General features: G+C 69.9%; 20 protein-coding genes. 8 read left to right on the plus strand and 12 right to left on the minus strand.

The features are described from left to right. Positions 1 to 15: 15 nt before the first annotated feature. The 4 genes from CS062_RS06175 (at position 16) to CS062_RS06190 (ending at position 4,248) form a co-directional block, all read left to right on the plus strand. The gene (locus tag CS062_RS06175; protein ID WP_099860567.1) at positions 16 to 1,416 is read left to right on the plus strand and encodes a class II fumarate hydratase; all 1,401 of its coding nucleotides are present in this window, start codon (positions 16 to 18) and stop codon (positions 1,414 to 1,416) included. 115 nt (positions 1,417 to 1,531) lie between these two features. Beyond that, positions 1,532 to 2,401 carry a ZIP family metal transporter gene (locus tag CS062_RS06180; protein WP_099860568.1) on the plus strand — a complete coding sequence of 290 codons (870 nt, stop codon included), beginning with the start codon at positions 1,532 to 1,534 and terminating at the stop codon, positions 2,399 to 2,401. A gap of 228 nt (positions 2,402 to 2,629) precedes the next feature. Next, the gene (locus CS062_RS06185) at positions 2,630 to 3,337 is read left to right on the plus strand and encodes a hypothetical protein (protein WP_099860569.1); all 708 of its coding nucleotides are present in this window, start codon (positions 2,630 to 2,632) and stop codon (positions 3,335 to 3,337) included. 152 nt (positions 3,338 to 3,489) lie between these two features. Continuing rightward, positions 3,490 to 4,248, plus strand: a complete 759-nt coding sequence (locus CS062_RS06190) for a carbonic anhydrase (RefSeq protein ID WP_099860570.1) — start codon at positions 3,490 to 3,492, stop codon at positions 4,246 to 4,248. A gap of 92 nt (positions 4,249 to 4,340) precedes the next feature. Here the strand turns inward: CS062_RS06190 and CS062_RS06195 are convergent, their stop codons facing one another. The 8 genes from CS062_RS06195 to CS062_RS06230 form a co-directional block, all read right to left on the minus strand. After that, entirely contained in the window at positions 4,341 to 5,471 is a 1,131-nt protein-coding gene (locus CS062_RS06195) for an acyl-CoA dehydrogenase family protein (protein ID WP_099860571.1), read from the minus strand. Between the two features lie 4 nt (positions 5,472 to 5,475). Next, positions 5,476 to 6,144: an SDR family oxidoreductase gene (locus CS062_RS06200; RefSeq protein ID WP_099860572.1), complete on the minus strand. Its 669-nt coding sequence runs from the start codon at positions 6,142 to 6,144 to the stop codon at positions 5,476 to 5,478. 11 nt (positions 6,145 to 6,155) lie between these two features. Next, a complete protein-coding gene (locus CS062_RS06205) occupies positions 6,156 to 7,334 on the minus strand; it encodes an acetyl-CoA C-acyltransferase (RefSeq protein WP_099860573.1) in 1,179 nt (392 codons plus the stop codon). A 49-nt stretch (positions 7,335 to 7,383) separates the two neighbouring features. Continuing rightward, on the minus strand, positions 7,384 to 9,246 hold the full coding sequence (gene aceK, locus CS062_RS06210; RefSeq protein ID WP_099860637.1) for a bifunctional isocitrate dehydrogenase kinase/phosphatase: 1,863 nt from the start codon (positions 9,244 to 9,246) through the stop codon (positions 7,384 to 7,386). Between the two features lie 46 nt (positions 9,247 to 9,292). Next, positions 9,293 to 9,970, minus strand: coding sequence for a carbonate dehydratase (can, locus tag CS062_RS06215; protein ID WP_099860574.1), 678 nt, complete (start codon positions 9,968 to 9,970; stop codon positions 9,293 to 9,295). Positions 9,971 to 10,026: 56 nt separating this feature from the next. Further along, positions 10,027 to 11,205: an isovaleryl-CoA dehydrogenase gene (locus CS062_RS06220; protein ID WP_099860575.1), complete on the minus strand. Its 1,179-nt coding sequence runs from the start codon at positions 11,203 to 11,205 to the stop codon at positions 10,027 to 10,029. A 155-nt stretch (positions 11,206 to 11,360) separates the two neighbouring features. Beyond that, positions 11,361 to 11,828, minus strand: coding sequence for a cyanophycin metabolism-associated DUF1854 family protein (locus tag CS062_RS06225; RefSeq protein ID WP_099860576.1), 468 nt, complete (start codon positions 11,826 to 11,828; stop codon positions 11,361 to 11,363). Between the two features lie 18 nt (positions 11,829 to 11,846). Beyond that, positions 11,847 to 14,153: a cyanophycin metabolism-associated ABC transporter gene (locus tag CS062_RS06230; RefSeq protein WP_099860577.1), complete on the minus strand. Its 2,307-nt coding sequence runs from the start codon at positions 14,151 to 14,153 to the stop codon at positions 11,847 to 11,849. A gap of 178 nt (positions 14,154 to 14,331) precedes the next feature. Here CS062_RS06230 and CS062_RS06235 point away from each other — a divergent pair, with 178 nt between their 5' ends. From CS062_RS06235 to CS062_RS06245, 3 genes are read left to right on the plus strand one after another with little or no spacing between them, the layout of a single operon-like run. Continuing rightward, the gene (locus tag CS062_RS06235; protein WP_099860578.1) at positions 14,332 to 16,509 is read left to right on the plus strand and encodes a cyanophycin synthetase; all 2,178 of its coding nucleotides are present in this window, start codon (positions 14,332 to 14,334) and stop codon (positions 16,507 to 16,509) included. A 59-nt stretch (positions 16,510 to 16,568) separates the two neighbouring features. Then, positions 16,569 to 19,157, plus strand: a complete 2,589-nt coding sequence (gene cphA, locus CS062_RS06240) for a cyanophycin synthetase (protein ID WP_099860579.1) — start codon at positions 16,569 to 16,571, stop codon at positions 19,155 to 19,157. Next, the gene (locus CS062_RS06245) at positions 19,157 to 21,277 is read left to right on the plus strand and encodes an FUSC family protein (protein WP_099860580.1); all 2,121 of its coding nucleotides are present in this window, start codon (positions 19,157 to 19,159) and stop codon (positions 21,275 to 21,277) included. The genes cphA and CS062_RS06245 overlap by 1 nt, the downstream gene beginning before the upstream one ends. 24 nt (positions 21,278 to 21,301) lie before the next feature. Here the strand turns inward: CS062_RS06245 and CS062_RS06250 are convergent, their stop codons facing one another. Further along, positions 21,302 to 22,273, minus strand: coding sequence for a tripartite tricarboxylate transporter substrate binding protein (locus CS062_RS06250; RefSeq protein ID WP_233217934.1), 972 nt, complete (start codon positions 22,271 to 22,273; stop codon positions 21,302 to 21,304). Positions 22,274 to 22,294: 21 nt separating this feature from the next. Then, positions 22,295 to 22,993, minus strand: coding sequence for a GntR family transcriptional regulator (locus CS062_RS06255; RefSeq protein WP_233217935.1), 699 nt, complete (start codon positions 22,991 to 22,993; stop codon positions 22,295 to 22,297). An 80-nt stretch (positions 22,994 to 23,073) separates the two neighbouring features. Here CS062_RS06255 and CS062_RS06260 point away from each other — a divergent pair, with 80 nt between their 5' ends. After that, the gene (locus tag CS062_RS06260) at positions 23,074 to 23,880 is read left to right on the plus strand and encodes an amidohydrolase family protein (protein ID WP_099860582.1); all 807 of its coding nucleotides are present in this window, start codon (positions 23,074 to 23,076) and stop codon (positions 23,878 to 23,880) included. A 179-nt stretch (positions 23,881 to 24,059) separates the two neighbouring features. On the opposite strand, the gene CS062_RS06265 is transcribed toward CS062_RS06260, so the two are convergent. Both CS062_RS06265 and CS062_RS06270 read right to left on the minus strand, forming a co-directional pair. Then, a complete protein-coding gene (locus CS062_RS06265; protein ID WP_099860583.1) occupies positions 24,060 to 24,491 on the minus strand; it encodes an Hsp20/alpha crystallin family protein in 432 nt (143 codons plus the stop codon). A 51-nt stretch (positions 24,492 to 24,542) separates the two neighbouring features. Further along, complete coding sequence (locus CS062_RS06270) at positions 24,543 to 25,022, minus strand: Hsp20/alpha crystallin family protein (protein ID WP_099860584.1); 480 nt, start codon at positions 25,020 to 25,022, stop codon at positions 24,543 to 24,545. Positions 25,023 to 25,083: the final 61 nt, after the last annotated feature.

The raw sequence follows: 25,083 nt of genomic DNA on the forward strand, positions 1-25,083 counted from the left end.
GAACGAAGGATCCCCATGACCAAGGCCACCCGCATCGAACGCGACTCCATGGGCGAGGTCGCCGTGCCGGTCGACGCGCTCTACGGCGCGCAGACGCAGCGCGCGGTCGAGAACTTCGCCATCAGCCGCCAGCCGATGCCCGAGCGCTTCGTGCGCGCGCTGGTGCTGCAGAAGGCCGCCGCCGCGCGGGCCAACATCGCGCTCGAGCAGGTGCCGGCCGACATCGGCCAGGCCATCGACCGGGCCGCCACGCAGCTGCTGCAGGACCCGGCGCTGATGAACCACTTCCCGGTGGAAGTCTTCCAGACCGGCTCGGGCACCAGTTCCAACATGAACGCCAACGAGGTGATCGCCACGCTGGCCACGCGGCTCATCGGCACCGGCGCGGCCAACCCGACGACGGTCAGCCCCAACGACCATGTCAACGCCGGACAGAGCAGCAACGACGCCATTCCCACCGTGCTGCACATCAGCGCGGCGCAGGCCCTGCAGGGCGAGCTGCTGCCGGCGCTGGACCTGCTGGTGCAGACGCTGCAGGACAAGATCCGCAGCGACGGCCACCATGTCAAGACCGGCCGCACCCACCTGATGGACGCGATGCCGCTGCGGCTGGGCCAGGAACTCGGCGGCTGGTGCGCGCAGATCGACGCGCGGCGCGCGCAGTTGCGCGCGCTGCTGCCGTCGGTCTGCGAGCTGGCGCAAGGCGGCACCGCGGTGGGCACCGGCATCAACGCGCATCCCGACTTCGCGCAGCGCTTCTGCGAGGAACTGTCCACCCTCACCGGCCTGGCCTTCCGCCCCGCGCCGGACTTCTTCGCCGCGCTGTCGGCGCAGGACACGGCGGTGGCGCTCTCCGGCGCGCTCAAGGGCCTGGCCGTGGCGCTGATGAAGATCGCCAACGATCTGCGCTGGATGAATTCCGGCCCGCTCGCCGGCCTGGCGGAGATCGAGCTGCATGCGCTGCAGCCGGGCTCCTCGATCATGCCGGGCAAGGTCAATCCGGTGATCCCGGAGGCAGTCACGATGGTGTGCGCGCAGGTCATCGGCCACGATGCGGCGATCACCCTCGCGGGCCAGTCGGGCAACTTCCAGCTCAATGTGATGCTGCCGCTGATCGCGACCAACCTGCTGGACAGCCTGGCGCTGCTGGCGGCCGCGTCGCGCGCGTTGGCCGAGCAGGCGATCCGCGACTTCAAGGTCAACACCGACGGGCTGCAGCATGCGCTGGCACGCAATCCCATCCTGGTCACCGCGCTCAACCGCGAGATCGGCTACCTGAAGGCCGCGGCGATCGCCAAGCGCGCCTATGCGGAAAAGCGGCCCATCGTCGACGTCGCCGAGGAGATGACCGAGTTCGACCGCGCGACGCTGCTGCAGATGCTGGATCCCGCCAAGCTCACCGATGGCGGACTCTGAGGCCGAAACCCCGCGGACACCGATGGCCCACGACCCCGCTCACCGCCACGATCCCGCCGTCGATCCGGCACCGCCTCTCGCGGTGATCGACCCCGCACTGGCGCGACGCCACCGGATGCGCCAGTGGCTGGGCTTCGCGATCCTGCTGATCGGCGCCGCGCTGCTGCTCCATCAGGGCTGGCGGTGGATCAAGCCGGCGGGAGTGATCGGCCAGGGGTCGGTGATCGCGATGGCGCTGCAGGCGGGCCTGCTCGCCGCGGCGGCGACGGCCTTCGGCACGCTGCCGGCGCTGGGCACGCGCAGCCTCTCGGCGCGTGGACAGGACGCGCTGATGGGCTTCGGGGCCGGCGTGATGCTGGCGGCCTGTTCCTTCTCGCTGATCCTGCCCGGGCTCGAGGCGGCGCGCGAGCATGCGACGCCGACCGGCGCCGCCGGCCAGGTGGCGCTGGCGGTGCTGCTCGGCGCCTGGGCGCTGATGGCGCTGGACCGGTGGCTGCCGCACGAGCACTTCATCAAGGGCCGCGAGGGCATGGACCCGACCCGACTGCGCCGCACGACGCTGTTCGTGATCGCCGTCACGCTGCACAACCTGCCCGAGGGCCTGGCGATCGGCGTGGCCTTCGCCGCCAATGACCCGGTCGCGGCCGCCAGCCTGAGCCTGGCGATCGCGATCCAGGACCTGCCCGAGGGCTTCGTCATCGCGGTGGCGTTGATGACGGTGGGGTACTCGCGGCGCAAGGCCCTGCTGCTGGGCGCGGCCTCGGGCCTGGTGGAGCCGGTGGGCGCGGTGCTGGGCGCCTGGGTGGTCTCGGCCTGGCCGCTGCTGCTGCCGTGGGGACTGGGATTCGCGGCGGGCGCGATGCTCTTCGTCATCAGCCACGAGATCATTCCCGAGTCGCATCGCAAGGGCCATGAGCGCTGGGCGACGCAGGGGCTGATGCTGGGCTTCGCGCTGATGATGGTGCTGGACACGGCGCTGGGCTGACACCACGCCGGCCGGTGCGGCGCGGGAGCGCCGCGCCCTCCGCCGCCCGTCGTGCGATGCGTCAGGGGCACTCGAGCGGGCGCCTCGACCCGGTTTACAACTCGCCGCGCGCAAGCGGCAAACCGTCACGCCGACCCCGGCGTCATGCAGGGCCGACCGCGCACAAGCGCCATGCGGCCCGTCACCATCGGTGCTCTGCCCTCATCGACCAGCAGGACCCGAGCCGTGATGAAGAAGTTGTCCGCCGCGCTGTTCGCGCTTGCCGCCGTGATCCCGGTGTGTTCGACCCCTGCCTGGGCCGCAGGCCTGACGCCGCTGGAGCAGCGCTGGATCGCGGGCATGACGCCGGTGCTGCAGCACGCGAAGGCGTCGGGCATGCCGGTGGACGTGGTGGTGCAGCCGCAGGAGGCGCCGGAGGCCGCGCCGCTGGCGCTGGGCTTCAGGGACGGCCGCTGCAAGCTGGTGCTGAGCCTGCGCGGCAATCCGGAGGGCGAGGCGACGATACAGCGCCTGCCGGCGGGCCTGGAAGACCCCGCGCTGGAGCTGATGGCCGCGCACGAGCTGGGGCACTGCCGCCGCTACCTGGACGGCGTCTGGTTCAACCTGCCCGCCGGCTTCTCGGCCGCGCCGGCGCCCGATGGCCTCAGTCCGGACCTGCAGCGCGCCTATCTCTCGATGAAATCGGCGCGCCGCGAGGAAGGCTATGGCGACCTCGTCGCGCTGGGCTGGACGGCGCAGCGCCACCCGGCGCAGTACGCCGCGCTGCATGCCTGGCTGAGCGCCGAGCGCGCCCGGGACCTGCTGCCCGGCAGCCACCACGACACGCTGGCCTGGCTCAAGCTGGCCCGCGATCCGAAAGCGCTGGGAAGCACGGCGTCCATGTTCGATGCAGCCCTGCCGGTCTGGCAGAGCGGGCTCAACCTCGACGAGGACTGAGCCCGCGCACGGATCGACGTTCGGACGAAGTGCTTAACGCATTCTTCTCGTCGACTGAACGCAGGCACAACACCCTGCGCGCCACACTGCCGCCGCCCGGCTCCCCGCGCGGGGGCCGGACCTCCTCCCACGTCTCACCCTAGCGCCCCGTCATGAACCTGTCCGCACGCCCGCTGTTCGCCGCTCTGTCGATCGGCCTCCTGTCGTCCACCCTCGCCGTCGCCGCGTCTCCGGCGTCCCACTGGGAATACACCGGCGAGAAAGGCGCCGCCCATTGGAGCGAGGTCGACCCTGCCTTCGCCACCTGCGCGATGGGCCACCTGCAGAGCCCGATCAACATCGACCATGCGGTGAAAGCCGATCTGCCGCCACTCAACTTCCATTACGGCAGTGCCGCGCCAACGATCTGGAACAACGGCCACACGGTGCAGGTGAACCTGCCCGCGGGCAACACGCTGGACGTGGGCGGCCAGACCTACGAACTGCTGCAGTTCCACTTCCACACGCCCAGCGAGGAGCGCATCAAGGGCAAGTCCACGCCGATGGTGGTCCACCTGGTCCACAAGAACGCCGCGGGCGAGCTCGGCGTGGTGGCGGTGCTGATCCAGGCGGGTGCCGCGAACGCGGCGCTGACGCCCGTCTTCCAGCACCTGCCGCGCCCGGGCGAGAAGATCACCGTGGACGCCCTGTCGCTGGACCTGGCGGCACTGCTGCCCAAGACGCTGGGCTACTACGACTTCGCCGGTTCCCTGACCACGCCGCCCTGCTCGGAGGGCGTCCACTGGATGGTCCTGAAGACGCCGGCCACGCTGTCCGCCGCGCAGATCGCCGCCTTCCGCAAGTTGATCGGCAGCAATGCGCGGCCGGTGCAGCCGCTCAACGGTCGCGAGGTCAAGGAAAGCGGCGATTGACCGCCTCCGGACCGCGGACCAACGCCCCTGCGGCCCGGCACACCGGCGAGTAGCCCGCCGCAGCCCTCCCGGGCCGCAACCGGGCACCGACTTCAGCCGAGCGCGCGTCCGATCAGGATCTTCTGGACCTCGGACGTGCCTTCGTAGATCTGCGTCACGCGGACATCGCGGTAGATCCGCTCGACCGGGAAGTCGCTGACGTAGCCATAGCCGCCGTGGATCTGGATGGCGGCGGAGCAGACCCGCTCCGCCATCTCGCTCGCGAAGAGCTTGGCCATCGCCGCTTCCTTGAGGCAGGGCTGGCCGGCGTCCTTCAGCGACGCGGCATGCCAGATGAGCTGGCGCGCCGCCTCGATCTGCGTCGCCATGTCGGCCAGCTTGTGCTGCATCGCCTGGTGCTCGAAGATCGGCACGCCGAAGGCGACCCGCTCCTTGCTGTAGCGCAGCGCCGCCTCGAAGGCCGCCCGCGCCATGCCCACCGACTGCGACGCGATGCCGATGCGCCCGCCCTCCAGGCCCGACAGCGCGATCTTCAAGCCCTGCCCTTCCTCGCCGAGCCGGTTTGCGGCCGGGATACGGCAGTTCTCGAACAGGATCTGCGCCGTGTCGCTGGCGTGCTGCCCCATCTTGTCCTCGATGCGCGCCACCAGGTAGCCCGGCGTCGACGTCGGCACGAGGAAGGCGGAGATGCCCTTCTTGCCGGCCGCCTTGTCGGTCACCGCCATCACGATGGCAACGTCGCCGTTCTTGCCGCTGGTGATGAACTGCTTGACGCCGTTGAGGACGTAGTCGTCGCCGTCACGCACCGCCGTCGTCTTCAGCCCGCCGGCCTCGGAGCCGACATGCGGCTCGGTCAGGCAGAACGCGCCCAGCATGTCGCCGCGCGCCAGCGGCTTGAGGAAGCGCTGCTTCTGGTCCTCGTTGCCGAAGGCCATCAGGATGCTGCACACCGGGCAGTTGTTGACGCTGACCACCGTCGAGGTCGCGCCGTCGCCGGCGCCGATCTCCTCCAGGATGATCGCCAGCGCCAGGTAGTCCAGGCCCGCGCCGTCGTACTCGTGCGGCACCGCCACGCCGTAGCAGCCGAGCGCGGCCAGGCCCTTGAGCTCTTCCGCCGGGAAGTGATGGGACTTGTCCCACTCGGCCGCCTTGGGCGCGATCTGGTCCTGCACGAAGGCGCGGACCGCGTCCTGCACCGCGCGGTGGTCGTCGGAAAGGATCATGGAATCACCAGGGCAGCGGGCTGCCGTCGTAGTTGAAGAAGCCGCCGTTGTCGCCCGGCTTCAGGCCGTCGAGCACCTGGCGCAGGCTGGCCGCGCTGGTCGCGACGTCGATGTCGGCCTCCTGGCCGCCCATGTCGGTCTTGACCCAGCCCGGATGCAGGCTCACGCAGGTCGCGCGGCCGTCCAGCGTCAGCGCCACGTCCTTCATCACCGAGTTCACCGCCGCCTTCGAGGCGCGGTAGACCCAGCCCGCCGAGTTGGCGCGCAGCGTCATCGAGCCCATCCGCGACGACAGGATGCCGATGCGCGCGGCCGGCGCCAGCGCATCGAGCAGCTGCGGCAGCACCCGCATCGGTCCGAGGACGTTGGTGTGCATGACGGCGTCGAAGTCCGCCGCGCTCGGCGGCTGCAGGCCGATCGTCTTGGGCCCGTACAGGCCCGCCACGTACATGACGCGGTTGAACTGGTAGCCGTCGAGCTGCCAGGCCAGCCCGGCGATGCTGATCATGTCCGAGACATCCAGCTTGATCGCCGTCGCGCCCTGCGCGCGCAGCTTCTCCAGGCTGGCCTCGTCGCGCGCGGTGGCGACGACGGTGTCGCCGCTGGCGCGGTGCTGCTTGACGAGCTCGAGGCCGATGCCGCGCGACGCGCCGATGATGAGGACTTGCGCCATCCGGCCCGTCCTCAGATCAGCTCGACGCCGACGGCGGTCGCTTCGCCGCCGCCGATGCACAGCGCCGCGACGCCGCGCTTGAGTCCGCGATGCTTCAGCGTCCCCAGCAGCGTGACCAGGATGCGGGCGCCAGACGCGCCGATCGGATGGCCCAGCGCCACGGCGCCGCCGTTGACGTTGACGATCTCGTGCGGCAGCTTGAATTCGGCCATCGCGGCCATCGTCACCGCGGCGAAGGCCTCGTTGACCTCCCACAGGTCGACGCTCTTCGCATCCCACTGGTTCTTCGCCAGCAGCTTCTGGATCGCGCCGACCGGCGCGGTGGTGAACCATTCCGGCGCGTTGGCGTGCACCGCCGTGCCGACGATGCGCGCCACCGGCGTCACGCCCAGCTTGCTGGCGGTCGACTCCCGCATCAGCACCATCGCCGCCGCGCCGTCGGAGATCGACGACGAGGTCGCCGCGGTGATCGAGCCGTCCTTCTTGAACGCCGGCTTGAGCGTCGGGATCTTGTCCAGCTTGGCCTTGAACGGCTGCTCGTCGCGCGAGACCACCGTGTCGCCGCCCTTGCCGGCGATCGTCACCGGCGCGATTTCCCAGGCAAAGGAACCGTCCTCGTTCGCGCGCTTGGAGCGCTCGGTCGAAGCGATGGCGAACTGGTCCTGCGCCTCGCGCGAGAACGCGTACTTGTCGACGCACTGCTCGGCGAAGACGCCCATCGCCTTGCCCCGCTCGTAGGCGTCTTCCAGGCCATCCAGCGCCATGTGGTCATACATCTGCGCGGCGCCGTACTTCACGCCCTTGCGAGCGAACATCAGGTGCGGCGCATTGGTCATGGACTCCATGCCGCCGGCGATCAGCACATCGGCGCTCTCGGCCTTCAGGGTGTCGTGCGCGAACATGACGGCGCGCATGCCGGCGCCGCACATCTTGGACAGCGTGACCGCGCCCACCGACTGCGGCAGGCCGGCCTTGAGCACCGCCTGGCGGGCCGGCGCCTGGCCCTGGCCGGCCATCAAACAGTTGCCCAGGAAGGTTTCCTGGATCGAATCGGCCGGCACGCCGGCGCGCTCCACGGCCGCCTTGATCGCGACGGCGCCCAGCTCCCACGCGGCCAGGCCGGCGAAGTCGCCCAGCAGGCCGCCGATCGGCGTGCGCGCGGCGGAAACGATGACGATGGAATCGGACATGAAGGTCTCCTTCAGGGGAATCGATGCGGCCCGGCGGGGCCGCGGCGGATCAATGGATGGGAAGCTCCCGGTCCTGCGGTTCCGGCACCTTCAGGGCCGGCGCCACGCCGTGGACATGGAAGCGCTTGTGGGGGTCGTACGGGAACACGTCCTCGACATGGCCAGCCAGGATGCGTTCCTTGTGGGTCTGCCAGAACGCGGGATCGAGCAGGTCGGCGTGATGCGCCATGAAGACGTCGCGCACGCCCGGATGGCCGAGCAGGAACGGGCCGAAGGTCTCGGGGAACACGTCGAGCTTGTTGACGTGGTACCAGACCTCGCCGGACAGCTCTTCCTCCTCGTTGCGCGGCGCGGGCACCTTGCGGAAGTTGCAGTCGGTGAGGTATTCGATCTCGTCGTAGTCGTAGAAGACGACCTTGCCGTGGCGGGTCACGCCGAAGTTCTTCCACAGCATGTCGCCCGGGAAGATGTTGGCCGCCACCAGGTCCTTGATCGCGTTGCCGTACTCCACCACCGCATGCGCCAGCTGCGCCGGCGATGCCTCCTGCAGGTAGATGTTGAGCGGCACCATGCGGCGCTCGATGTAGAGGTGCTTGATGACCAGGTCCTCCCCGGTCTCCTCCAGCAGCGACGGGCAGAAGTGCTTCAGCTCGGCGACCAGCTCGTCCTCGAAGCGGTGCCGCGGGAAGGCGACGCGGGTGTACTCCAGCGTGTCGGCCATCCGCCCCACCCGGTCATGCTGCTTCACCAGCAGGTACTTGGCCTGGATCTGCTCGCGCGTCGTGTCCTTCTGCGGCGGATAGAAGTCCTTGATGACCTTGAAGACGAACGGGTACGACGGCAGGTCGAAGACCAGCATCACCATGCCCTTGATGCCGGGCGCGATGCGGAACTTGTCGCTGCTGTGGCGCAGGTGGTTGAGGAAGTCCCGGTAGAAGAGGTTCTTGCCCTGCTTCTGCAGGCCCAGCGCCGAATAGATCTCGGAGCGCGGCTTGCGCGGCATCAGCGAGCGCAGGAACTGCACGTAGGCGCTGGGCACCTCCATGTCGACCAGGAAGTAGGCCCGCGCGAAGCTGAACAGCATCTGCAGTTCGTCCTCGCCGAAGAGCGCGGCATCGATGTAGAGCCGGCGTGCCGCGGTCGGTTCCTTCGCGCCATTGGCATTCGCCGGCGCGTCGGCCCCCGGAGCGGGTTCCTTGTGCAGGATGGGCAGCGCGAACGGTGTCTCGCTGAAGCCGTTGACGACCTTGCCGACGATGTAGGCGCCCTTGTTCCGGAAGAACAGCGAGGACAGCACCTGCACCTGGAAGTTGGTGCGCCAGCGGAAGGCGCCGAGCTGCTCGCCGACGGCCTTCAGCACCAGGTCGATGTCCCGTCCCAGGTCCTCGAACTCCAGCGCCAGCTGGAAGTTCCAGACGATGCGCATGAAGGTGTCGCGCAGCGTGTCCTGCGAGGGGTAGTAGCAGCGGTAGGTCGGCTGGGCGGCGGGCTCCTCGTTCTCGATGAACTCGGTCGAGATGGCGGGCCGGACGAAGATGAACTCGTTGTGGAAGTAGCTGTGGTGGAGGATGCGCGTCGTGACCGAGTTGAAGAAGGTCTCGGCCAGTTCCGGGCGCAGGTGCTTGGTCAGCAGGCCGATGTAGTGCAGCTTGACCTGCTGCCAGACCTCGCTCGGCAACTCGCTGGTCTTGTAGCGCGCCTCCAGCAGCGCGACGGCCTCGTCGACCCGCAGGTCGTAGAACTCGATGCGCTCGCGCTGCGCGCGCTGCTGGCCATGCCAGTCGGCCTGCTCGAAGCGCTGCTTGGCGGTGGCCGACGCGGCGCGGAAGAGCCGGTAGTGCTTGTCGAAGCCCTCGAGCATCGCCTGCGCGATCTCGAACGCGCGCGGGTCGTTGAGCTCGTGGGGGAACATGGCGCCGCCGTCCGTTCCGCTCATGTCCGGTCGTGGCCGCGCGGGCTCAGCGGCCCATGGCCGCCTCGTAGCGGCGCTGCAGCGCCTCCAGCGCGCGGCGGTAGGCCGGGCCGACGTCGTCGGGTCCCGCGGCGGTGACGCTCAGGTCCTTGAGCAGGCCGTTGTGCAGGCCGTAGACCCAGCCATGCACCGCCACCGACTGGCCGCGCGACCAGGCGTCCTGCACCACCGTCGTCTGGCAGGCGTTGCGGGCCTGTTCCAGCACGTTGAGCTCGCACAGCGCGTTGACGCGCTGCTCCTCGGGCAGCTGGTCGAGCCAGTCCTGATGATGGTTGCGGACGTCCTGCACATGACGCAGCCAGTTGTCGACCAGGCCGACGCGCAGGTCCTGCAGCGCGGCGCGCACGCCGCCGCAGTTGCTGTGGCCGACGATGATGATGTGCTGGACCTTGAGCTGGTCCACCGCGAACTGCATCACCGACAGGCAATTCAGGTCGGAGTGGACGACGACGTTGGCCACGTTGCGGTGGACGAAGAGCTCGCCGGGCAGCAGCCCGACCAGCTCGTTGGCCGGGACCCGGCTGTCGGCGCAGCCGATCCAGAGGTACTGCGGCGTCTGCTGCTTCAGCAGGCGCGAGAAGAAACCGGGGCTGCGCTCCTCGGTTTCGGTGGCCCAGCGCTGGTTGTTGTCCAGCAGTCCGTCGATGTGGTCGTTCGTGCTCATGGGGCGGGATTGTCGCGGTTACGGGCGGACACCGGCCTGTCGCACCCGCGAAGGCCTCACATCGTTTCGGCGAAGAGCTCGCGGCCGATCAGCATGCGGCGGATCTCGGACGTGCCCGCGCCGATTTCGTAGAGCTTCGCGTCACGCCAGAGCCGGCCGAGCGGGTATTCGTTGATGTAGCCGTTGCCGCCGAAGATCTGGATGCCTTCGCCCGCCATCCAGGTGGCCTTCTCGGCGCACCACAGGATGACCGACGCGCAGTCCTTGCGGACCTGCCGCACATGCGCGCCGTCGAGCGCATCCAGGTTCTTGCCGACCGTGTAGCAGAACGCGCGGGCGGCCTGCAGCACGGTGTACATGTCGGCCACCTTGCCCTGGATCAGCTGGAACTCGCCGATGGACTGGCCGAACTGCTTGCGGTCGTGGATGTAGGGCACGACGTTGTCCATGACGGCCTGCATGATGCCGATCGGGCCGGCGGCCAGCACGGCGCGCTCGTAGTCCAGGCCCGACATCAGCACCTTGGTGCCGCCGCCGACCTGTCCCAGGACGTTCTCGGCCGGCACCTCGACGTTCTGGAACACCAGCTCGCCGGTATGGCTGCCGCGCATGCCCAGCTTGTCGAGCTTCTGGGCGATCGAGAAGCCCTTCATGCCCTTCTCGATCAGGAAGGCGGTCATGCCGCGGGCGCCGAGCTCGGGCTCCGTCTTGGCGTAGACGACCAGCGTGTCCGCGTCGGGCCCGTTGGTGATCCACATCTTGGTGCCGTTGAGGACGTAGTAGCCGCCCTTGTCCTCGGCCCGCAGCTTCATCGACACGACGTCGGAGCCGGCGCCCGGCTCGCTCATCGCGAGCGCGCCGACGTGCTCGCCGGAGATCAGCCTGGGCAGGTACTTCTTCTTCTGCGCCTCGTTGCCGTTGCGCTTGATCTGGTTGACGCACAGGTTGGAGTGGGCGCCGTAGCTCAGGCCGACCGAGGCGCTGGCGCGGCTGATCTCCTCCATCGCGACCATGTGGGCCAGGTAGCCCAGGCCGGCACCGCCGAATTCCTCGGGCACGGTGACGCCCAGCACACCCAGGTCGCCCATCTTGCGCCAGAGGTCCATCGGGAACTGGTCGCTGCGGTCGATCTCCGCGGCGCGCGGGGCGATCTCGGCTTGGGCGAATTCGCGCACCGCGTCGCGCAGCGCGTCGATGTCTTCGCCGAGGTGGAAGTTCAGACCGGGCAGGCTCATGGGGATGTCTCCTCGACCGCCTCCGCGTGCGCCGCTCCGGGCACCCGCTGGGCAATTCGTCTTACGTTTACGTAAACGTCAATTGTAGGGCAGGTCTTTGCCGTTTCGGCTATTGCATAAATGCGTAAGGGTGGCCCCGGCCCCGACGGGCGGGCTTACAGGAAGCGCTCGAGCAGCTTCCTCGAATGCCGGTCCAGCGAGAACCGGTCCGGCACCAGGAAGTGCAGGCCGTGGGAGCTGGCGATCAGCAGCCGCCCTTCCCCGATGCGCCGGATGTCTTCCTCGCTCTTGAGGATGAACTCGGTGGCGCCGCGGTCGGTCTCGACGGTCCATTGGGACGGCGTGGAGAAGGTCGATACCGCCAGCAGCTTCAGCACCGTGGGCGTGACCTCGCGGTGGTCGAGCTCGTCGCGCAGCAGCGTGCGGACCGCCTCGGGCAGGTCGCCGAGGCGGTCGATCCAGGCGATCTCATGGCCGTCGGTGCCGACCAGGGAGATGCCCTCCTCGGGCGCGGACAGCGGATGGGCCCGCACCGGCGTGACGTTGTCGTGGGTCTGGCCGGCCGCGTCGACCAGGATCAGCCGACCGAACGGATTGCGCGCCAGGGACTGGATGTTGCTCATGAAGACACCTCGGCGCGATCAGGCCTGCGTGGCCGTGTGGACATTGACGTTGGGCGCGACGACGACGACGCTGTCCTGCTCCTCCGCATCGACGCGGCGGGCCTGCGCCTCCCAGAGCCGCCAGTAGGCGCCCTGCTTGGCGATCAGCTCGTCGTGCGGCCCGACCTCGACGATCTCGCCGCGGTCCATGACGACCAGCCGGTCGGCCTTCCGCAGCGTCGAGAGGCGGTGGGCGATCGCGATCGTCGTGCGGCCCCGCACCAGGTTGTCCAGCGCCTTCTGGATCTCCTTCTCGGTCTCGGTGTCCACCGCCGAGGTGGCCTCGTCCATGATGAGGATCCGCGGGTCGATCAGCAGCGCGCGCGCGATCGAGATCCGCTGGCGCTCGCCGCCGGACAGCCCCTGGCCGCGCTCGCCGACCAGCGAGTCGTAGCCCTGCGGCAGCCGCAGGATGAATTCATGGGCATGCGCCGCGCGGGCGGCCGCGACGATCTCCTCGCGCGTCGCGTCGGGCTTGCCGTAGGCGATGTTCTCCGCGATGGTGCCGAAGAACAGGAAGGGTTCCTGCAGCACCAGGCCGATGTGGCGGCGGTAGTCCGCCAGCGAGAAGCGGCGCAGGTCCACGCCGTCGAGCTTGATCGCGCCTTCGGTGACGTCGTAGAACCGGCAGATCAGGTTGACCATCGTGCTCTTGCCAGAGCCGCTGTGGCCGACCAGGCCGATCATCTCGCCCGGCTGGATCTCCAGGTTCAGGTCGCGGATCACCGTCCGGTTGCCGTAGCGGAAGCCGATGTCCTGCAGCGTCAGGCCACCGCGCACCTTCTCCAGCCGGACCGGCTGCGCCGGCTCGGGCACGTTGGAATGGTGGTCGAGGATGTCGAAGATCCGCTTCGCGCCCGAGGCCGCCTTCTGCGTCACCGAGACGATGCGGCTCATCGAGTCCAGGCGGCCGTAGAAGCGCCCGATGTAGGCCAGGAACGCGGTCAGCGTGCCCACGGTGATCTGCGAATGCGCGATCAGCCAGATGCCGAAGGCCCAGACGACCAGCAGGCCGATCTCGGTCAGCAGCGAGACGCTGGGCGTGAACAGGCTCCAGGTCTTGTTCAGCCGGTCATTGACGAGCAGGTTGTGCTTGTTGGCGCTGCGGAAGCGCTCGGCCTCGCGGCGCTCCTGCGCGAACGCCTTGACCACGCGGATGCCGGGGATGGTGTCGGCCAGCACCGAGGTCACCTCGCCCCAGACCCGGTCGATCTTCTCGAAGCCGGTGCGCAGCTTGTCGCGCACCAGGTGGATCAGCCAGGCGATGAACGGCAGCGGCACCAGCGTCGCCAGCGCCAGCCAGGCGTTGTTGGAGAACAGGATCACCGTGATCATCAGCAGCATCAGGCAATCGGTGATGAAGTCCAGCGCATGCAGCGACAGGAAGACGCTGATGCGGTCGGTCTCCGAGCCGATGCGGCTCATCAGGTCGCCGGTGCGCTTGGAGCCGAAGTACTCCAGCGACAGGCCCAGCAGGTGGTCGAAGGTCGCGGTGCGCAGGTCCGCGGCGATGCGCTCGGACACCAGCGCGAGGATGTAGGTCTTGGCCCAGCCCAGGATCCAGGACACGATCGCCGCGCCGAGCAGGCCGCCCAGGTAGAGCGCCACCAGCCCGGTGTCGATCTGCTTGCCCTGCTGGAAGGGGATCAGCACGTCGTCCATCAGCGGCATGGTCAGGTAGGGCGACACCAGCGTCGCGCCGGTCGCGCCCAGCATCAGCAGGAAGCCCAGCAGCAACTGGCCGCGATAAGGCCGCGCGAAGCGCCACAGCCGCAGCAGCACCCAGGTCGACGGCGGCGTGTGCAGCTCCCGGGCGCAGGAGGGGCATTCCTCGCTGTCCTCGGGCAGCACCGCCTGGCAGCTCGGGCACAGCTCGGGTTCGGCGTCCTGGGTCTGGGCCGGTTCATCGCGGCGGTTGAAGGCGTCCTGGAAGCGCTGCGCCTGCAGGTTGACCTTCATCGTGAAGCGCCACTGGGCCAGCCGGCCGCGGTCGTCGACCAGCTCCAGCTGCCCCAGGCCGGCGTGGTCCGACAGCGCCAGGCGCAGCGCCGGCGTCAGCGGCCATTCGCGCTCGACCAGGGCGCCGGCGCCGTCCTCGGCGGGCTCCAGCGACAGCAGCCGTTGATCGGTGAGTTGCAGACCGCCCGCGGCGAAGCGCAATCGCGCATCGAGGTCAACCTCCAGCGTGGCCCGGACGTTCTCGCCACGCCGCAGGCGTGACGCGAAGGCCTCGGCGAGCGAAACGCCGCCGGCACTGGCCGACGCGACAGGATGTTGATGCTGCATTTGTGTTGTTCTGCGATCTTCGAAACCGGACGTTCTTCGCCGCTTCCCCGGACGGGGCAAGACCCGGACCAACCCGGATGCGGCATTTTTCGCGGGATTTTCGCTTAAGCGCACAATTGTGCTTCGCATTCCTCTCCGGTAGTCCGCCGGGCGGCCCCCATCCACGTTCCCTCCCCTCATGAGCCGACACGACGACATCAAGCTCCTGCGCATCAACTACCTGCGCGGCCCCAACATGTGGACCTACCGTCCGGTGCTGGAAACCTGGTTGGACCTGGGCGGCCTGGAGGAACATCCCTCGAACCTGATCCCCGGCTTCACCGAGCGCCTGTGCAAGCGGCTGCCGGCGCTGGAAGAGCACCACTGCGGCGTGGGCGAGCGCGGCGGCTTCCTGCAGCGCCTGACCGAAGGCACCTGGATGGGCCATGTGCTGGAGCACGTCGTCATCGAGCTGCTGAACCTGGCGGGCATGCCCACCGGCTTCGGCCAGACCCGGTCCACCTCGCAGCATGGCGTCTACCGCATGGTCTTCCGGGCCCGCGACGAGCAGGTCGCCCGCTGCGCGCTCGAGCAAGGCCACGCGCTGCTGATGGCCACCATCAACGGCGATGACTTCGATGTCGATGCCGCCGTCGAGGCGATCCGCGACAAGCTCGACGATTGCTACCTCGGCCCGTCCACCGCCGCCATCGTGGCGGCCGCCACCGACCGCCGCATCCCCCACATCCGCCTGAACGACGGCAACCTGGTCCAGCTCGGCTACGGCGCGCGCCAGCGTCGCATCTGGACGGCCGAGACCGACATGACCAGCGCGATCGCCGAGGGCATCGCGCGCGACAAGGACCTGACCAAGGAACTGCTGAAGTCGGTCGGGGTGCCGGTGCCCGCCGGCCAGGCGGTCAAGACCGCCGCCGAGGCCTGGGAGGTCGCCCAGGACCTGGGCCTGCCGGTCGTGGTGAAGCCTTCGGACGGCAACCACGGCCGCGGCGTCACCCTGGACCTGCGCCACCAGGCCGACGTCGAGGCCGCCTTCCACCTGGCCGACAAGGAAGGCTCGGAAGTGCTGGTCGAGAGCTACATCCCCGGCATGGAGCACCGCCTGCTGGTGGTCGGCGGCCTGGTGGTCGCCGCGGCCCGCGGCGAGGAAGCCTGGATCACCGGCGACGGCACGCACACCGTCGTCGAGCTGATCGACCTGCAGATCAACACCGATCCGCGCCGCGGCACGACGGAAGACTTCCCGCTCAACCGCATCGACATCCGTGACGACCCGGTCGTGCTGCTCGATCTGCAGCGCCAGGGCCTGTCCGGCGACGGCATTCCCGAGGCCGGCCGCCGGGTGCTGATCCAGCGCAACGGCAACGTCGCGATCGACTGCACCGCGCAGATTCATCCCGAAGTCGCCCATGCGGTGTCGCTGGCGGTTCGCACCGTCGGCCTGGACATCGCCGGCGTCGACCTGGTCTGCAGCGACATCTCGCGGCCGCTGTCCGAGACCGGCGGCGCCATCGTCGAGGTCAATGCGGGCCCGGGCCTGCTGATGCACCTCAAGCCGGCCGAAGGCATGCCCCAGCCGGTCGGCCAGGCCATCATCGACCACCTGTTCGCCGAGGACGAGAACGGCCGCATCCCGATCGTGGGCGTCGCCGGCTCGCGCGGCACGGCGCAGATCGCGCGCCTGGTCGGCTGGCTGCTGCACCTGAACGGCCGCCATGTCGGCCTGGCCTGCGGCGCCGGCCTGTTCCTGGGCACCCGCCGCGTCGAGCGCAAGCCCAGCGCGACCTGGGCCGCCAGCCACCGCCTGCTGATGAACCGCGCGGTCGACGCGATCGTGGTCGAGAACGGCGCCGGCACCATCCTGGGCGATGGACTGGCCTACGACCGCTGCCAGGTCGGCGTGGTGACCGACATGGGCCGCGTGGCCGAACTCGACCAGCACGACATCCAGACCGAGGACCAGCTCTTCAAGGTCTTGCGCACGCAGGTCGACGTGGTGCTGCCCGACGGCGTCGCCGTGCTCAATGCCGACGAAGCCAAGGTGGTGGAGATGGCGGAGCTCTCCGATGGCGAGGTCATCTTCTACGCGCTGGACGCCGCCAACGCGGCGCTGGCCGCGCACCGCGCCCAAGAGGGCCGCGGCGTGTTCCTGCGCGGCGGCGCCGCGATGCTGGCACAGGGCACGGCGGAAACCTCCGGCGCCAATGTCGACTCGCTGCAGGCCCGTTTCCGCGTGGCCGGACAGGAGATCGCCACCGACTCGGTGCTGGCCGCCGTCGCCACCGCCTGGGCGATGGGCATTTCGCCCGAGCTGATCTCCGCCGGCCTGGACACCTTCGTGCCGGACCTGCCGCAGTAAGCGCGCCGGCCGCCGTTCCGATCGCCCCTTCAAAGAACAGTCGAACCGAAAGACGACAGATGGAAGTCTCCCGCACCCGCGCCCTCCGCGGCCCCAACATGTGGAGCCGCCACACCGCCATCGAGGCGGTCGTGCACTGCAGCGAGACCGAGCGCGCGCTCGCCGACATGGCCGGCTTCGAGGCCCGCCTGCGCGAGCGCTTCCCCGGCATCGGCCCGCTGCGGCCGGCCAGCAGCGCCAAGGCGCCGATCACGCTGGCCCATGTGCTGGAACAGGCCGCGCTCGCGCTGCAAGCCCAGGCCGGTTGCCCGGTGACCTTCAGCCACACCCACACGACGTCCGAACCGGGCACCTACCAGGTCGTCGTCGAGTACAGCGAGGAAGACGTCGGCCGCATGGCCTTCGACAAGGCGGTCGAGCTGATCGCCGCCGCCCAGTCGGGCGATGCCTTCGACGCCGACGCCGCCATCAAGGCGCTGCGCGAGACCGACGAGGACATCCGCCTGGGGCCCTCGACCGGCTCGATCGTCGACGCCGCCTGCAAGCGCGGCATCCCGTTCCGCCGCCTGACGCAGGGCTCGCTGGTGCAGCTGGGCTGGGGCGTCAAGCAGCGCCGCATCTGGGCGGCCGAGGTCGACGCCACCAGCGCGGTGTCCGAATCGATCGCGCAGGACAAGGACCTGTCCAAGCGCCTGCTGCAGTCGGCCGGCGTGCCGGTGCCGATCGGCGCGCCGGTGAGCTCGGTCGACGAGGCCTGGGAACTGGCGCAGGAGATCGGCCTGCCGGTCGTGGTGAAGCCGCTGGACGGCAACCAGGGCAAGGGGGTGACAGTGAACGTCGCCTCGCGCGAGCATCTGGAGATGGCCTACAAGGCGGCCGACGAGATCGGCACGGTGATGGTCGAGAAGTTCCTGCCCGGCAGCGACTACCGGCTGCTGGTCGTCGGCGACAAGCTGGTGGCCGCGGCCCGCCGCGATCCGCCCAATGTGATCGGCGACGGCGTGCACACGGTGCGCCAACTGGTCGACAAGGTCAACGAAGACCCGCGCCGTGGCGACGGCCACGCCACCTCGCTGACGAAGATCCGCCTGGACGACATCGCCATCGCGCGCCTGGACCTGCAGGGGCTGACGCCCGAGTCGGTCCCCGACAAGGGCCGCCGCGTGATCCTGCGCAACAACGCCAACCTGTCCACCGGCGGCACCGCCACCGACGTGACCGACGACGTGCATCCCGAGGTCGCGGCACGCGCGATCGCGGCGGCCACGGTGGTCGGGCTGCATGTCTGCGGCGTCGACGTGGTCGCCGAGAGCGTGCACAAGCCGCTCGAGGAGCAGAGCGGCGGCATCGTCGAGGTCAATGCCGCGCCGGGCCTGCGGATGCACTTGAGCCCGTCCTACGGCAAGGGCCGTGACGTCGGCGAGGCCATCATCTCCAGCATCTACGGCCATGGCAGCCGCGGCGCGGCCAGCGAAGACGGCCGCATCCCCATCGTGGCGGTCACCGGCACCAACGGCAAGACGACGACCTCCCGGCTGGTGGCGCACATGTTCGCGACGCAGGGCCTGCGGGTGGGCATGACCAACACCGACGGCGTCTATGTCGACGGCCGCCAGACCGACAGCGGCGACTGCTCCGGCCCGAAGAGCGCCCGCAACGTGCTGATGCATCCGGACGTCGAGGCGGCGGTCTTCGAGACCGCCCGCGGTGGCGTGCTGCGCGAGGGCCTGGGCTTCGACCGCTGCCAGGTGGCGGTGGTGACCAACCTGGGCGAGGGCGACCACCTCGGCATGAACTTCCTCAACACCGTCGAGGAGCTGGCGCTGGTCAAGCGCGTGATCGTGCAGAACGTGGCGGACAACGGCTACGCGGTGCTCAACGCCGCCGACCCGGTCGTCGCCCGGATGGCCGAGGTCTGCCCGGGCCAGGTGATCTTCTTCGCGAGCGACCGCCACCATCCGCTGATGGCCACCCACCGCGCACAAGGCAAGCGCTGCGTCTACATCGACGGCGACGCGCTGGTCGCCGCGCAGGGCGCCTGGCGCGAGTCGATCCCGCTGCGCGACATCCCCTTCACCCGCGGCGGCGCGATCCCGTTCCAGAACGAGAACGCGATGGCCGCGGTGGCCGCGGCCTGGGGCGTGGGCCTGGACTGGGACACGATCCGGCGCGGGCTGGCCAGCTTCATGAGCGACCCGGACAGCGTGCCGGGCCGCTTCAACGTGATGGACTACCGCGGCGCGACCGTCATCGCCGACTACGGCCACAACGGCGATGCGATGCGCGCGCTGGTGCAGGCGGTGCAGGCGCTGCCGGCCAATAAGCGCTCGGTGGTGATCTCGGGCGCCGGCGACCGCCGCGACGAGGACATCCGCATCCAGACGCAGATCCTGGGCGAGGCCTTCGACGAGGCCATCCTGTTCCAGGACGCCTGCCAGCGCGGCCGCGAGGACGGTGAGGTCCTGGCGCTGCTGCAGCAGGGTCTGAAAGGCGCGACCCGGACCAAGCACATCGAGGAGATCCGTGGCGAGTTCGTCGCGATCGACCGCGCGCTGGAGCGCCTGCAACCGGGCGACCTGTGCCTGGTGCTGGTCGACCAGGTCGAGGAAGCCCTGGCCCATCTGAACCAGCGCGTCCGGGAAGCCTGATGGCGGCCGGTCGCTGGCGTCACTGGCCGGCGCACTGGTGGAACGGCCTCAGCGTCGCCCTGGGGGTGATGCTGGTGCAGGTGATCGTGTCGCATGCGGCGCCCGCCGCGCTGTCGCATGTCGCCTCGCAGCTGGCGATGGCCTGTGCCATCTGCGCCAGCCTGGCCGATCTACCGGGCAGCGTCCGGCGCAACCGCAACCGGGTACTGACCGCGGGCGCGATGACGCTGCTGGCGGTCGGGCTGGTCGCGGTGCTGCATCCCCATCGCGTCGCGATGGGCGCCCTGGTGGCCGCGCTCGCCTTCGGCAGCGCCCTGCTGCTGAGCTGGGGACCGCGCGCGGGCCCCGTTTCGTTCGCGCCCATCCTGGCCATGGTGTTCGCGCTGGCCTGGCCGCCGCAGCCGCTGCCGGTCGTGCTGGCCAGCGGCGCGGCCGGCATCGCGCTCTACCTGCTGTGGAGCGTGCTGACCAGCGCCCTGCTGCAGCGGCGCTTCCATCGCCTCGCGCTGGCCGACGCGCTGCATGGCCTGGCGCAGCTGCTGACGGCGCGCGCCGAGCTGCTGGGCAGCGGCGGCGCGGCCCATGCGATGCGCGACTGGCTGGGCAACGAGGCCCAGCTCGCCGAACTGCTGCAGACCGCACGTGACCAGGTGTTCCCGCGCGCCCGGACCGATCCGCGCAGCGCCGCGGTGCTGCTGCACGTGGTCGAGCTGCGCGACCTGATGCTGGCCAGCCGGCTCGACCTGGAGCTGCTGGGCGAGGATCCGGTCGGGCAGCAGATGCGCGCCGCCCTGGTCGGTCGGCTCAAGGCGCTGGGCGTGCTGCTGGACGAGTACCGCGATGCGCTGCTCGACGAGCGGGCTCCCGCGATGAACACGGTGCGGCCGACGCGCTGGCCCGAACTGCCGCCGCAGGATCCCCGCACGCGCCTGCAGCTCGTGCTGCAGGACCGCTTGTCGCACCTGGATGGCGAGGTGCTGGCGATGGGCCGCGCGCTGGACCTGGCCCAGCCGGTGCCGCCGCTGGCGCTGGAGGCCGGCACGCTGCGCCAGTTCGTCACGCCGGTCGGCTGGCCGATGGGCTTGCTGCGGGCGCAGCTGCACCTGGACTCGCCGGTGCTGCGGCACGCGCTGCGCAGCACGCTGGCGCTGGCCTCGGCCTACTTCATCGCCCTGGCGCTGCCCTGGGCCTCCCATCCGCATTGGCTGGTGCTGTCGGTGGCGGTGGTGCTGCGCGGCAGCCTGGACCAGACGCTGGAGCGCCGCAACCTGCGGGTGCTGGGCACCGCGATCGGTTGCGGGCTGATGCTGGCGCTGTCGCTGATCCCGAGCCAGACGCTGTGGATCATCGTGCTGCAGGTGGCGGTTGGCATCGCGCATGCGTTCGTCACCCGCCGCTACCTGGTCACCGCCATCGCCGCGACGATGCTCGCCCTGCTGCAGTCGCACCTGGCCGATCCGTCGCACGGGATCGCGGTCTCCGAGCGGCTGGCCGACACGGTGCTGGGCGCGGCCCTGGCCTGGGCCTTCAGCTATGTGCTGCCGGCCTGGGAGCGGCGCAACCTGCCCCGCGCGCTGAAGCGGGCCCAGCATGCGCTGCAGCAGTACGCGTTGCAGGCGATGACGGCGGCGATGACGCCCGCCGGCGCGCTGACCCAGCGCATGGCGCGGCGACAGGCCTATGACGCGCTGGCGGCGCTGTCCGCGGCCCTGCAGCGCAGCGCGGCGGAACCCCGCCGGGTGAGGCCGCCGCAGGACGAGCTCAATGCGGTGCTGGACCACGGCTACCGGCTGATGGCCCATCTGTCGATGATGCGGCAGAGCCTGATGCGGCGCGGCCAGGACCTGGACGGCGACCTGATGGCCGAAATGCCGGCGGCCGCCGCGAAGTTGCAGCGCGCGCTCGCGGGCCAGGAACCGGTGCCGCATGCGGTGCAGGCGCTGCAGGACTGGAGCCTGCTGCCGGATGTCGGTCCGCTGGAGGACATCCGGCCCTGGATGCGGCGCCGGATGCAGGTCAGCCTGGATGACGCGGCCCGCGCCGGCCAGGCCGCCGAGGCGGCGTTCGCCGCGATGGCGGCACCGCCCGAGGCGGTGATGTCGGTGTCGCGGCTGAACTGATCGTCCGGGGCCGCGCGCCGGCGATCACTCCACCGTGATGTGACGCTCCTTGATCAGGGACGCCATCCGCTTGAGTTCCGCATCGACGAACTTGCCGGATTCGGCGACGCCGCCATGGAAGGGCTCGCCGCCCAGTTCCACGATCCGGGCCTTCACCTCCGGTGCGGCCAGCGCCTGCTGGACCGCCCGCGACAGGCGCTCGACCACCGGGCCGGGCGTCCCGGCCGGCGCGAACAGCCCATTCCACTCGTACATCTCGAAGCCCGGCAGGCCGGCCTCGGCGCCGGTGGGCACCTCGGGCAGCGCCGCCGAGCGCTGGCGCCCGCTCACCGCCAGCGGCCGCAGCTTGCCCTGCTTCACGTACTGCAGCGTCGAGGCCACGTTGCCGAAGAACACCGGCACCTGGCCGCCGATGACATCGGTCAGCGCCGGACCGCCGCCCTTGTAGGGCACGTGCATCATCTCGACCTTCGCGGCCTGCTCGAACAGCACGCCGGCGATGTGCTGCGCCGACCCGTTGCCCGACGACGCGAAGGCGACCTGGTCGGTCTTCACCTTCGCAGCGGCGACCAGCTCGGCAGCGGTCTTCGCGGGGAACTGGGCGTTCACCAGGACCACGTTGGGGAAGAGCGCCGTCACCGCGACCGTCTTGAAGGCCTTGCCCTGCTTGTAGGGCGAGTTCGGGAACAGCGTCGGCGTGACCGCATAGGACGAGGCGTCGAACAGCAGCGTGTAGCCGTCGGCCGGCGCGCGCGCCACGGCGCCGGCGGCGATCTGGCCGCTGCCGCCGGGGCGGTTCTCGATGATGACGGTCTGGCCCAGCGCCTCGCCCAGCTTGGGCGCGATCAGCCGCGCGATCAGGTCGGCACCGCCGCCCGGCGGATAGCTGACCATCAGGGTCACCGGCTTGCTGGGCCAGGCTTGCGCCCAGGCGCCCGTCGACAGGCCGCAGGCCAGGGCAAGCGCCGTCATCACGGCAGGGCGTCGTCCGATCATCATGGTCTCCTGATAAAGCGATCAGCGCATCTCGGCGCTGTAGTGGAAAGCGGTCGCGTCACCCCAGGTGGTGCGCAGCTCGATGCATTGACCGCCGAGGTCGAAGGCCTGCCGATCGACCCGGATGGCCGGCGCGCCCTCGGGCAGATCCAGCAACGCGGCGGTGGCCGCGTCGAGATGGCCGAAGCTCAGTTCGTCATTGGCCCGCGCGACGGTCACCCCGCAGAGCCGGGCCAGCATCGGATAGAGCAGGTCCTCCCATTCGCCGGTCGGCAGCGCGCGCAGCGCCTCGAAGCGGGCCAGCGGCAGCAGCAGGTCTTCGGCCAGCACCGGCCGCCCGGCCAGCAGGCGCACCCGCTTCACCCGCAGCGCCGCGTCGCCGGTCTGCTGGCCGAGCGCCAGTGCCTCCGCCGCGCGCAGGCGCACCGTCTGGCAGCGATGGACGCGCGCCGTCGGCGGCTCGTTCGTCGGTCCGCGGAAACGGAAGAAGCGCAGCAGCGACGGACCGTTGAGCCCCTGGGTCACGAAGGTGCCCTTGCCGTGCACGCGCTGGACGATGCCTTCGGCGGCGAGCATGGCCACCGCCTGGCGCACCGTGCCCAGCGCCACGCCGAAGCGTTCCGCCAGGTCGGTCTCCGCAGGAATGGCCGCGCCCGCGGCCCATTCGCCGGCGACGATGCGCTGCCGCAGGTCCTGCGCGAGCTGGGCATACCGGCTCACACCGGCGCCATTGGCAAGGTTGGGAAGTCCTGTTTCCAAAATGGATTTCCTATAGTCCTCTATAGGACTAGAATTCACGCATGATGCCGACGCCCTCTTCCGACGTCAAGCCCGGTCCGAGCGCGGGCGTGGTCGACGCCCATTTCCACGCGTTCCCGCTGACGACCACCGGCGTGCCCGGCGCGCGCTATGTGCCGACCTACGCCGCACCGCTCGAAGCCTGGGCGGCGGCGACGGCACCCCACGGCATCACGCACGGCGTGCTGGTCCAGCCGAGCTTCCTCGGCACCGACAACACCCACCTGCTTCAAATGCTGGCGGAACAGGCCGGGCGACTGCGCGGCGTGGTCGTCGTCGCGCCGGACATCGCCATGCCCGAACTCCAGCGCATGCAGGCGCTGGGCGTGCGCGGCATCCGGCTCAACCTCGTGGGCACCGACCACCGGCTGGGCGCCGAATGGCATCAGCTGTTCGAGCGTCTCGAGACCCTGGACTGGCATGTGCAGATTCATACGGACCATGGCCGGCTGGCGGAAGTCCTGGATCGGATTCCCCAGGCGCTGACCGTCGTCGCGGACCATTTCGGCAAGCCGGCGGCGGTGTCGGAACTCCAGGCGCTGAGCGCTGCCCAGCGGAATCGGCTGCATGTGAAGCTCAGCGCGCCCTATCGCCTGGCGGCCGAGTGTGAGGCCACGACGCTGGCGTCCCGCTGGTTGGAACTGATAGGCCCGGAGCGGCTGGTCTGGGGCAGCGATTGGCCGTGCACGGCGCATGAGCAGGCGCGGAACACGTCGACCTCGCCGGCATGGCTCACCGAGGTGGCGGGGACCAGCGCGGCACTCGAAGCGCTGCGCTCAGGCAACGCACGCCGGCTCTATCGGTTCTGAACGCGCGAACCGCTGCGCACTGCAGCCGGCGGGACCGAGTCCGCATCCGACTCCGACTTCAAGTTCGAGTCCGCAGGGGAAGGGCAGCGAGCCCAAAAGCGACGCGGGCTCCGGAGAGGGAGCCCGTTGGAGGCGAACGGCCGCGCTCGACCCGGGGCGGGCCGAGCCCTTTGGCGCGATCAGCTCAGCTTGACGTCGATCTTGCGCGGCTGCGCGTGAGCGGCCTTGGGAATGCGCACCCGCAGCACGCCGTTGCTCAGTTCGGCGCCGATCTGGTCGGCGTCGAGTTCCTTGCTCAGCGTGAACGCGCGGCGATAGAACTGGCGCGAGACCTCGACATGACCGGCGGCCAGGCCGGCGGGCAGGTCCAGTTGCATCTCGGCCTCGATGACCAGACGGTCCTGATCGACGCGCAGTTGCAGTTGCTCGCGCGGCACGCCAGGCAGATCGGCGAACAGCGTCAGGCCTTGTGCGTCCTCGATCACGTCGACGGCGGGCTGGATCGCGTAGTCGTCACGTCGGCGCGCGGCCTGGGTCGAGGCGGCGGCGGAAGCGGAAGCCGACACGGTGGCGGCGTCGGCGGCGGGGGTATGAACGGCGGTCGTGCTCATGAAAATACTTTCGTCTCGAGGTTCCGGGGACTTGATCGCGGGCAGTGCGGATCAGTGGATGTCGATGCGACGCGGCTGCGGCGCGGGACGGCGCTTGACGCTGACGCGCAGCACGCCGTCCTTGTAGGACGCGGCCACCTGTTCCGGATCGATGTCGTCGGGCAGGCTGACGACGCGGCGGAACTTGCCGGCGAAGCGCTCACGCTGATGGACGATGGTCTTGCCGGCCGGCGCGGCCGATTGCGGCGCGGTCTCGCCCTCGGCCGCGGTCGGCTTGGCGGACAGCGGCGAGAGGCGCTCGCCGGACAGGCTCAGCACGCCGCGGTCCAGGTCGACGCCGATCGTGGCCGGGTCCAGGCCGGGAGCGAAGGCGTAGACCTCCACCGCCTCCGGCGACAGGCCGACATTGAGGGCCGGATAACCACCGCGCGCGACGCCGCGGCCGGCAGTGACTTCGAACAGGCTGCTCATCTCGCGCTGGAAGCGGTCGAGGTCGTTGAACAGTTCGCGGGCAAACAGTTGACGGTACATGCGGGGCTCCTTGGCTTCCTGCGGGTGAGTCGCGGCGGGTGGCCGCCATGACTCCCCAACT

The sequence above is a fragment of the Roseateles chitinivorans genome (assembly GCF_002761755.1).
GTDB classification, from domain to species: Bacteria; Pseudomonadota; Gammaproteobacteria; order Burkholderiales; family Burkholderiaceae_C; genus Roseateles; species Roseateles chitinivorans.

What these genes read in the sequence shown, in the direction of transcription:
- CS062_RS06175 (WP_099860567.1), top strand. Translation starts at nt 16, where the DNA reads ATGACCAAGGCCACCCGCATCGAACGCGACTCCATGGGCGAGGTCGCC.
- CS062_RS06180 (WP_099860568.1), top strand. Translation starts at nt 1,532, where the DNA reads ATGCGCCAGTGGCTGGGCTTCGCGATCCTGCTGATCGGCGCCGCGCTG.
- CS062_RS06185 (WP_099860569.1), top strand. Translation starts at nt 2,630, where the DNA reads ATGAAGAAGTTGTCCGCCGCGCTGTTCGCGCTTGCCGCCGTGATCCCG.
- CS062_RS06190 (WP_099860570.1), top strand. Translation starts at nt 3,490, where the DNA reads ATGAACCTGTCCGCACGCCCGCTGTTCGCCGCTCTGTCGATCGGCCTC.
- CS062_RS06195 (WP_099860571.1), bottom strand. Translation starts at nt 5,471, where the DNA reads ATGATCCTTTCCGACGACCACCGCGCGGTGCAGGACGCGGTCCGCGCC.
- CS062_RS06200 (WP_099860572.1), bottom strand. Translation starts at nt 6,144, where the DNA reads ATGGCGCAAGTCCTCATCATCGGCGCGTCGCGCGGCATCGGCCTCGAG.
- CS062_RS06205 (WP_099860573.1), bottom strand. Translation starts at nt 7,334, where the DNA reads ATGTCCGATTCCATCGTCATCGTTTCCGCCGCGCGCACGCCGATCGGC.
- aceK (WP_099860637.1), bottom strand. Translation starts at nt 9,246, where the DNA reads ATGTTCCCCCACGAGCTCAACGACCCGCGCGCGTTCGAGATCGCGCAG.
- can (WP_099860574.1), bottom strand. Translation starts at nt 9,970, where the DNA reads ATGAGCACGAACGACCACATCGACGGACTGCTGGACAACAACCAGCGC.
- CS062_RS06220 (WP_099860575.1), bottom strand. Translation starts at nt 11,205, where the DNA reads ATGAGCCTGCCCGGTCTGAACTTCCACCTCGGCGAAGACATCGACGCG.
- CS062_RS06225 (WP_099860576.1), bottom strand. Translation starts at nt 11,828, where the DNA reads ATGAGCAACATCCAGTCCCTGGCGCGCAATCCGTTCGGTCGGCTGATC.
- CS062_RS06230 (WP_099860577.1), bottom strand. Translation starts at nt 14,153, where the DNA reads ATGCAGCATCAACATCCTGTCGCGTCGGCCAGTGCCGGCGGCGTTTCG.
- CS062_RS06235 (WP_099860578.1), top strand. Translation starts at nt 14,332, where the DNA reads ATGAGCCGACACGACGACATCAAGCTCCTGCGCATCAACTACCTGCGC.
- cphA (WP_099860579.1), top strand. Translation starts at nt 16,569, where the DNA reads ATGGAAGTCTCCCGCACCCGCGCCCTCCGCGGCCCCAACATGTGGAGC.
- CS062_RS06245 (WP_099860580.1), top strand. Translation starts at nt 19,157, where the DNA reads ATGGCGGCCGGTCGCTGGCGTCACTGGCCGGCGCACTGGTGGAACGGC.
- CS062_RS06250 (WP_233217934.1), bottom strand. Translation starts at nt 22,273, where the DNA reads ATGATCGGACGACGCCCTGCCGTGATGACGGCGCTTGCCCTGGCCTGC.
- CS062_RS06260 (WP_099860582.1), top strand. Translation starts at nt 23,074, where the DNA reads ATGATGCCGACGCCCTCTTCCGACGTCAAGCCCGGTCCGAGCGCGGGC.
- CS062_RS06265 (WP_099860583.1), bottom strand. Translation starts at nt 24,491, where the DNA reads ATGAGCACGACCGCCGTTCATACCCCCGCCGCCGACGCCGCCACCGTG.
- CS062_RS06270 (WP_099860584.1), bottom strand. Translation starts at nt 25,022, where the DNA reads ATGTACCGTCAACTGTTTGCCCGCGAACTGTTCAACGACCTCGACCGC.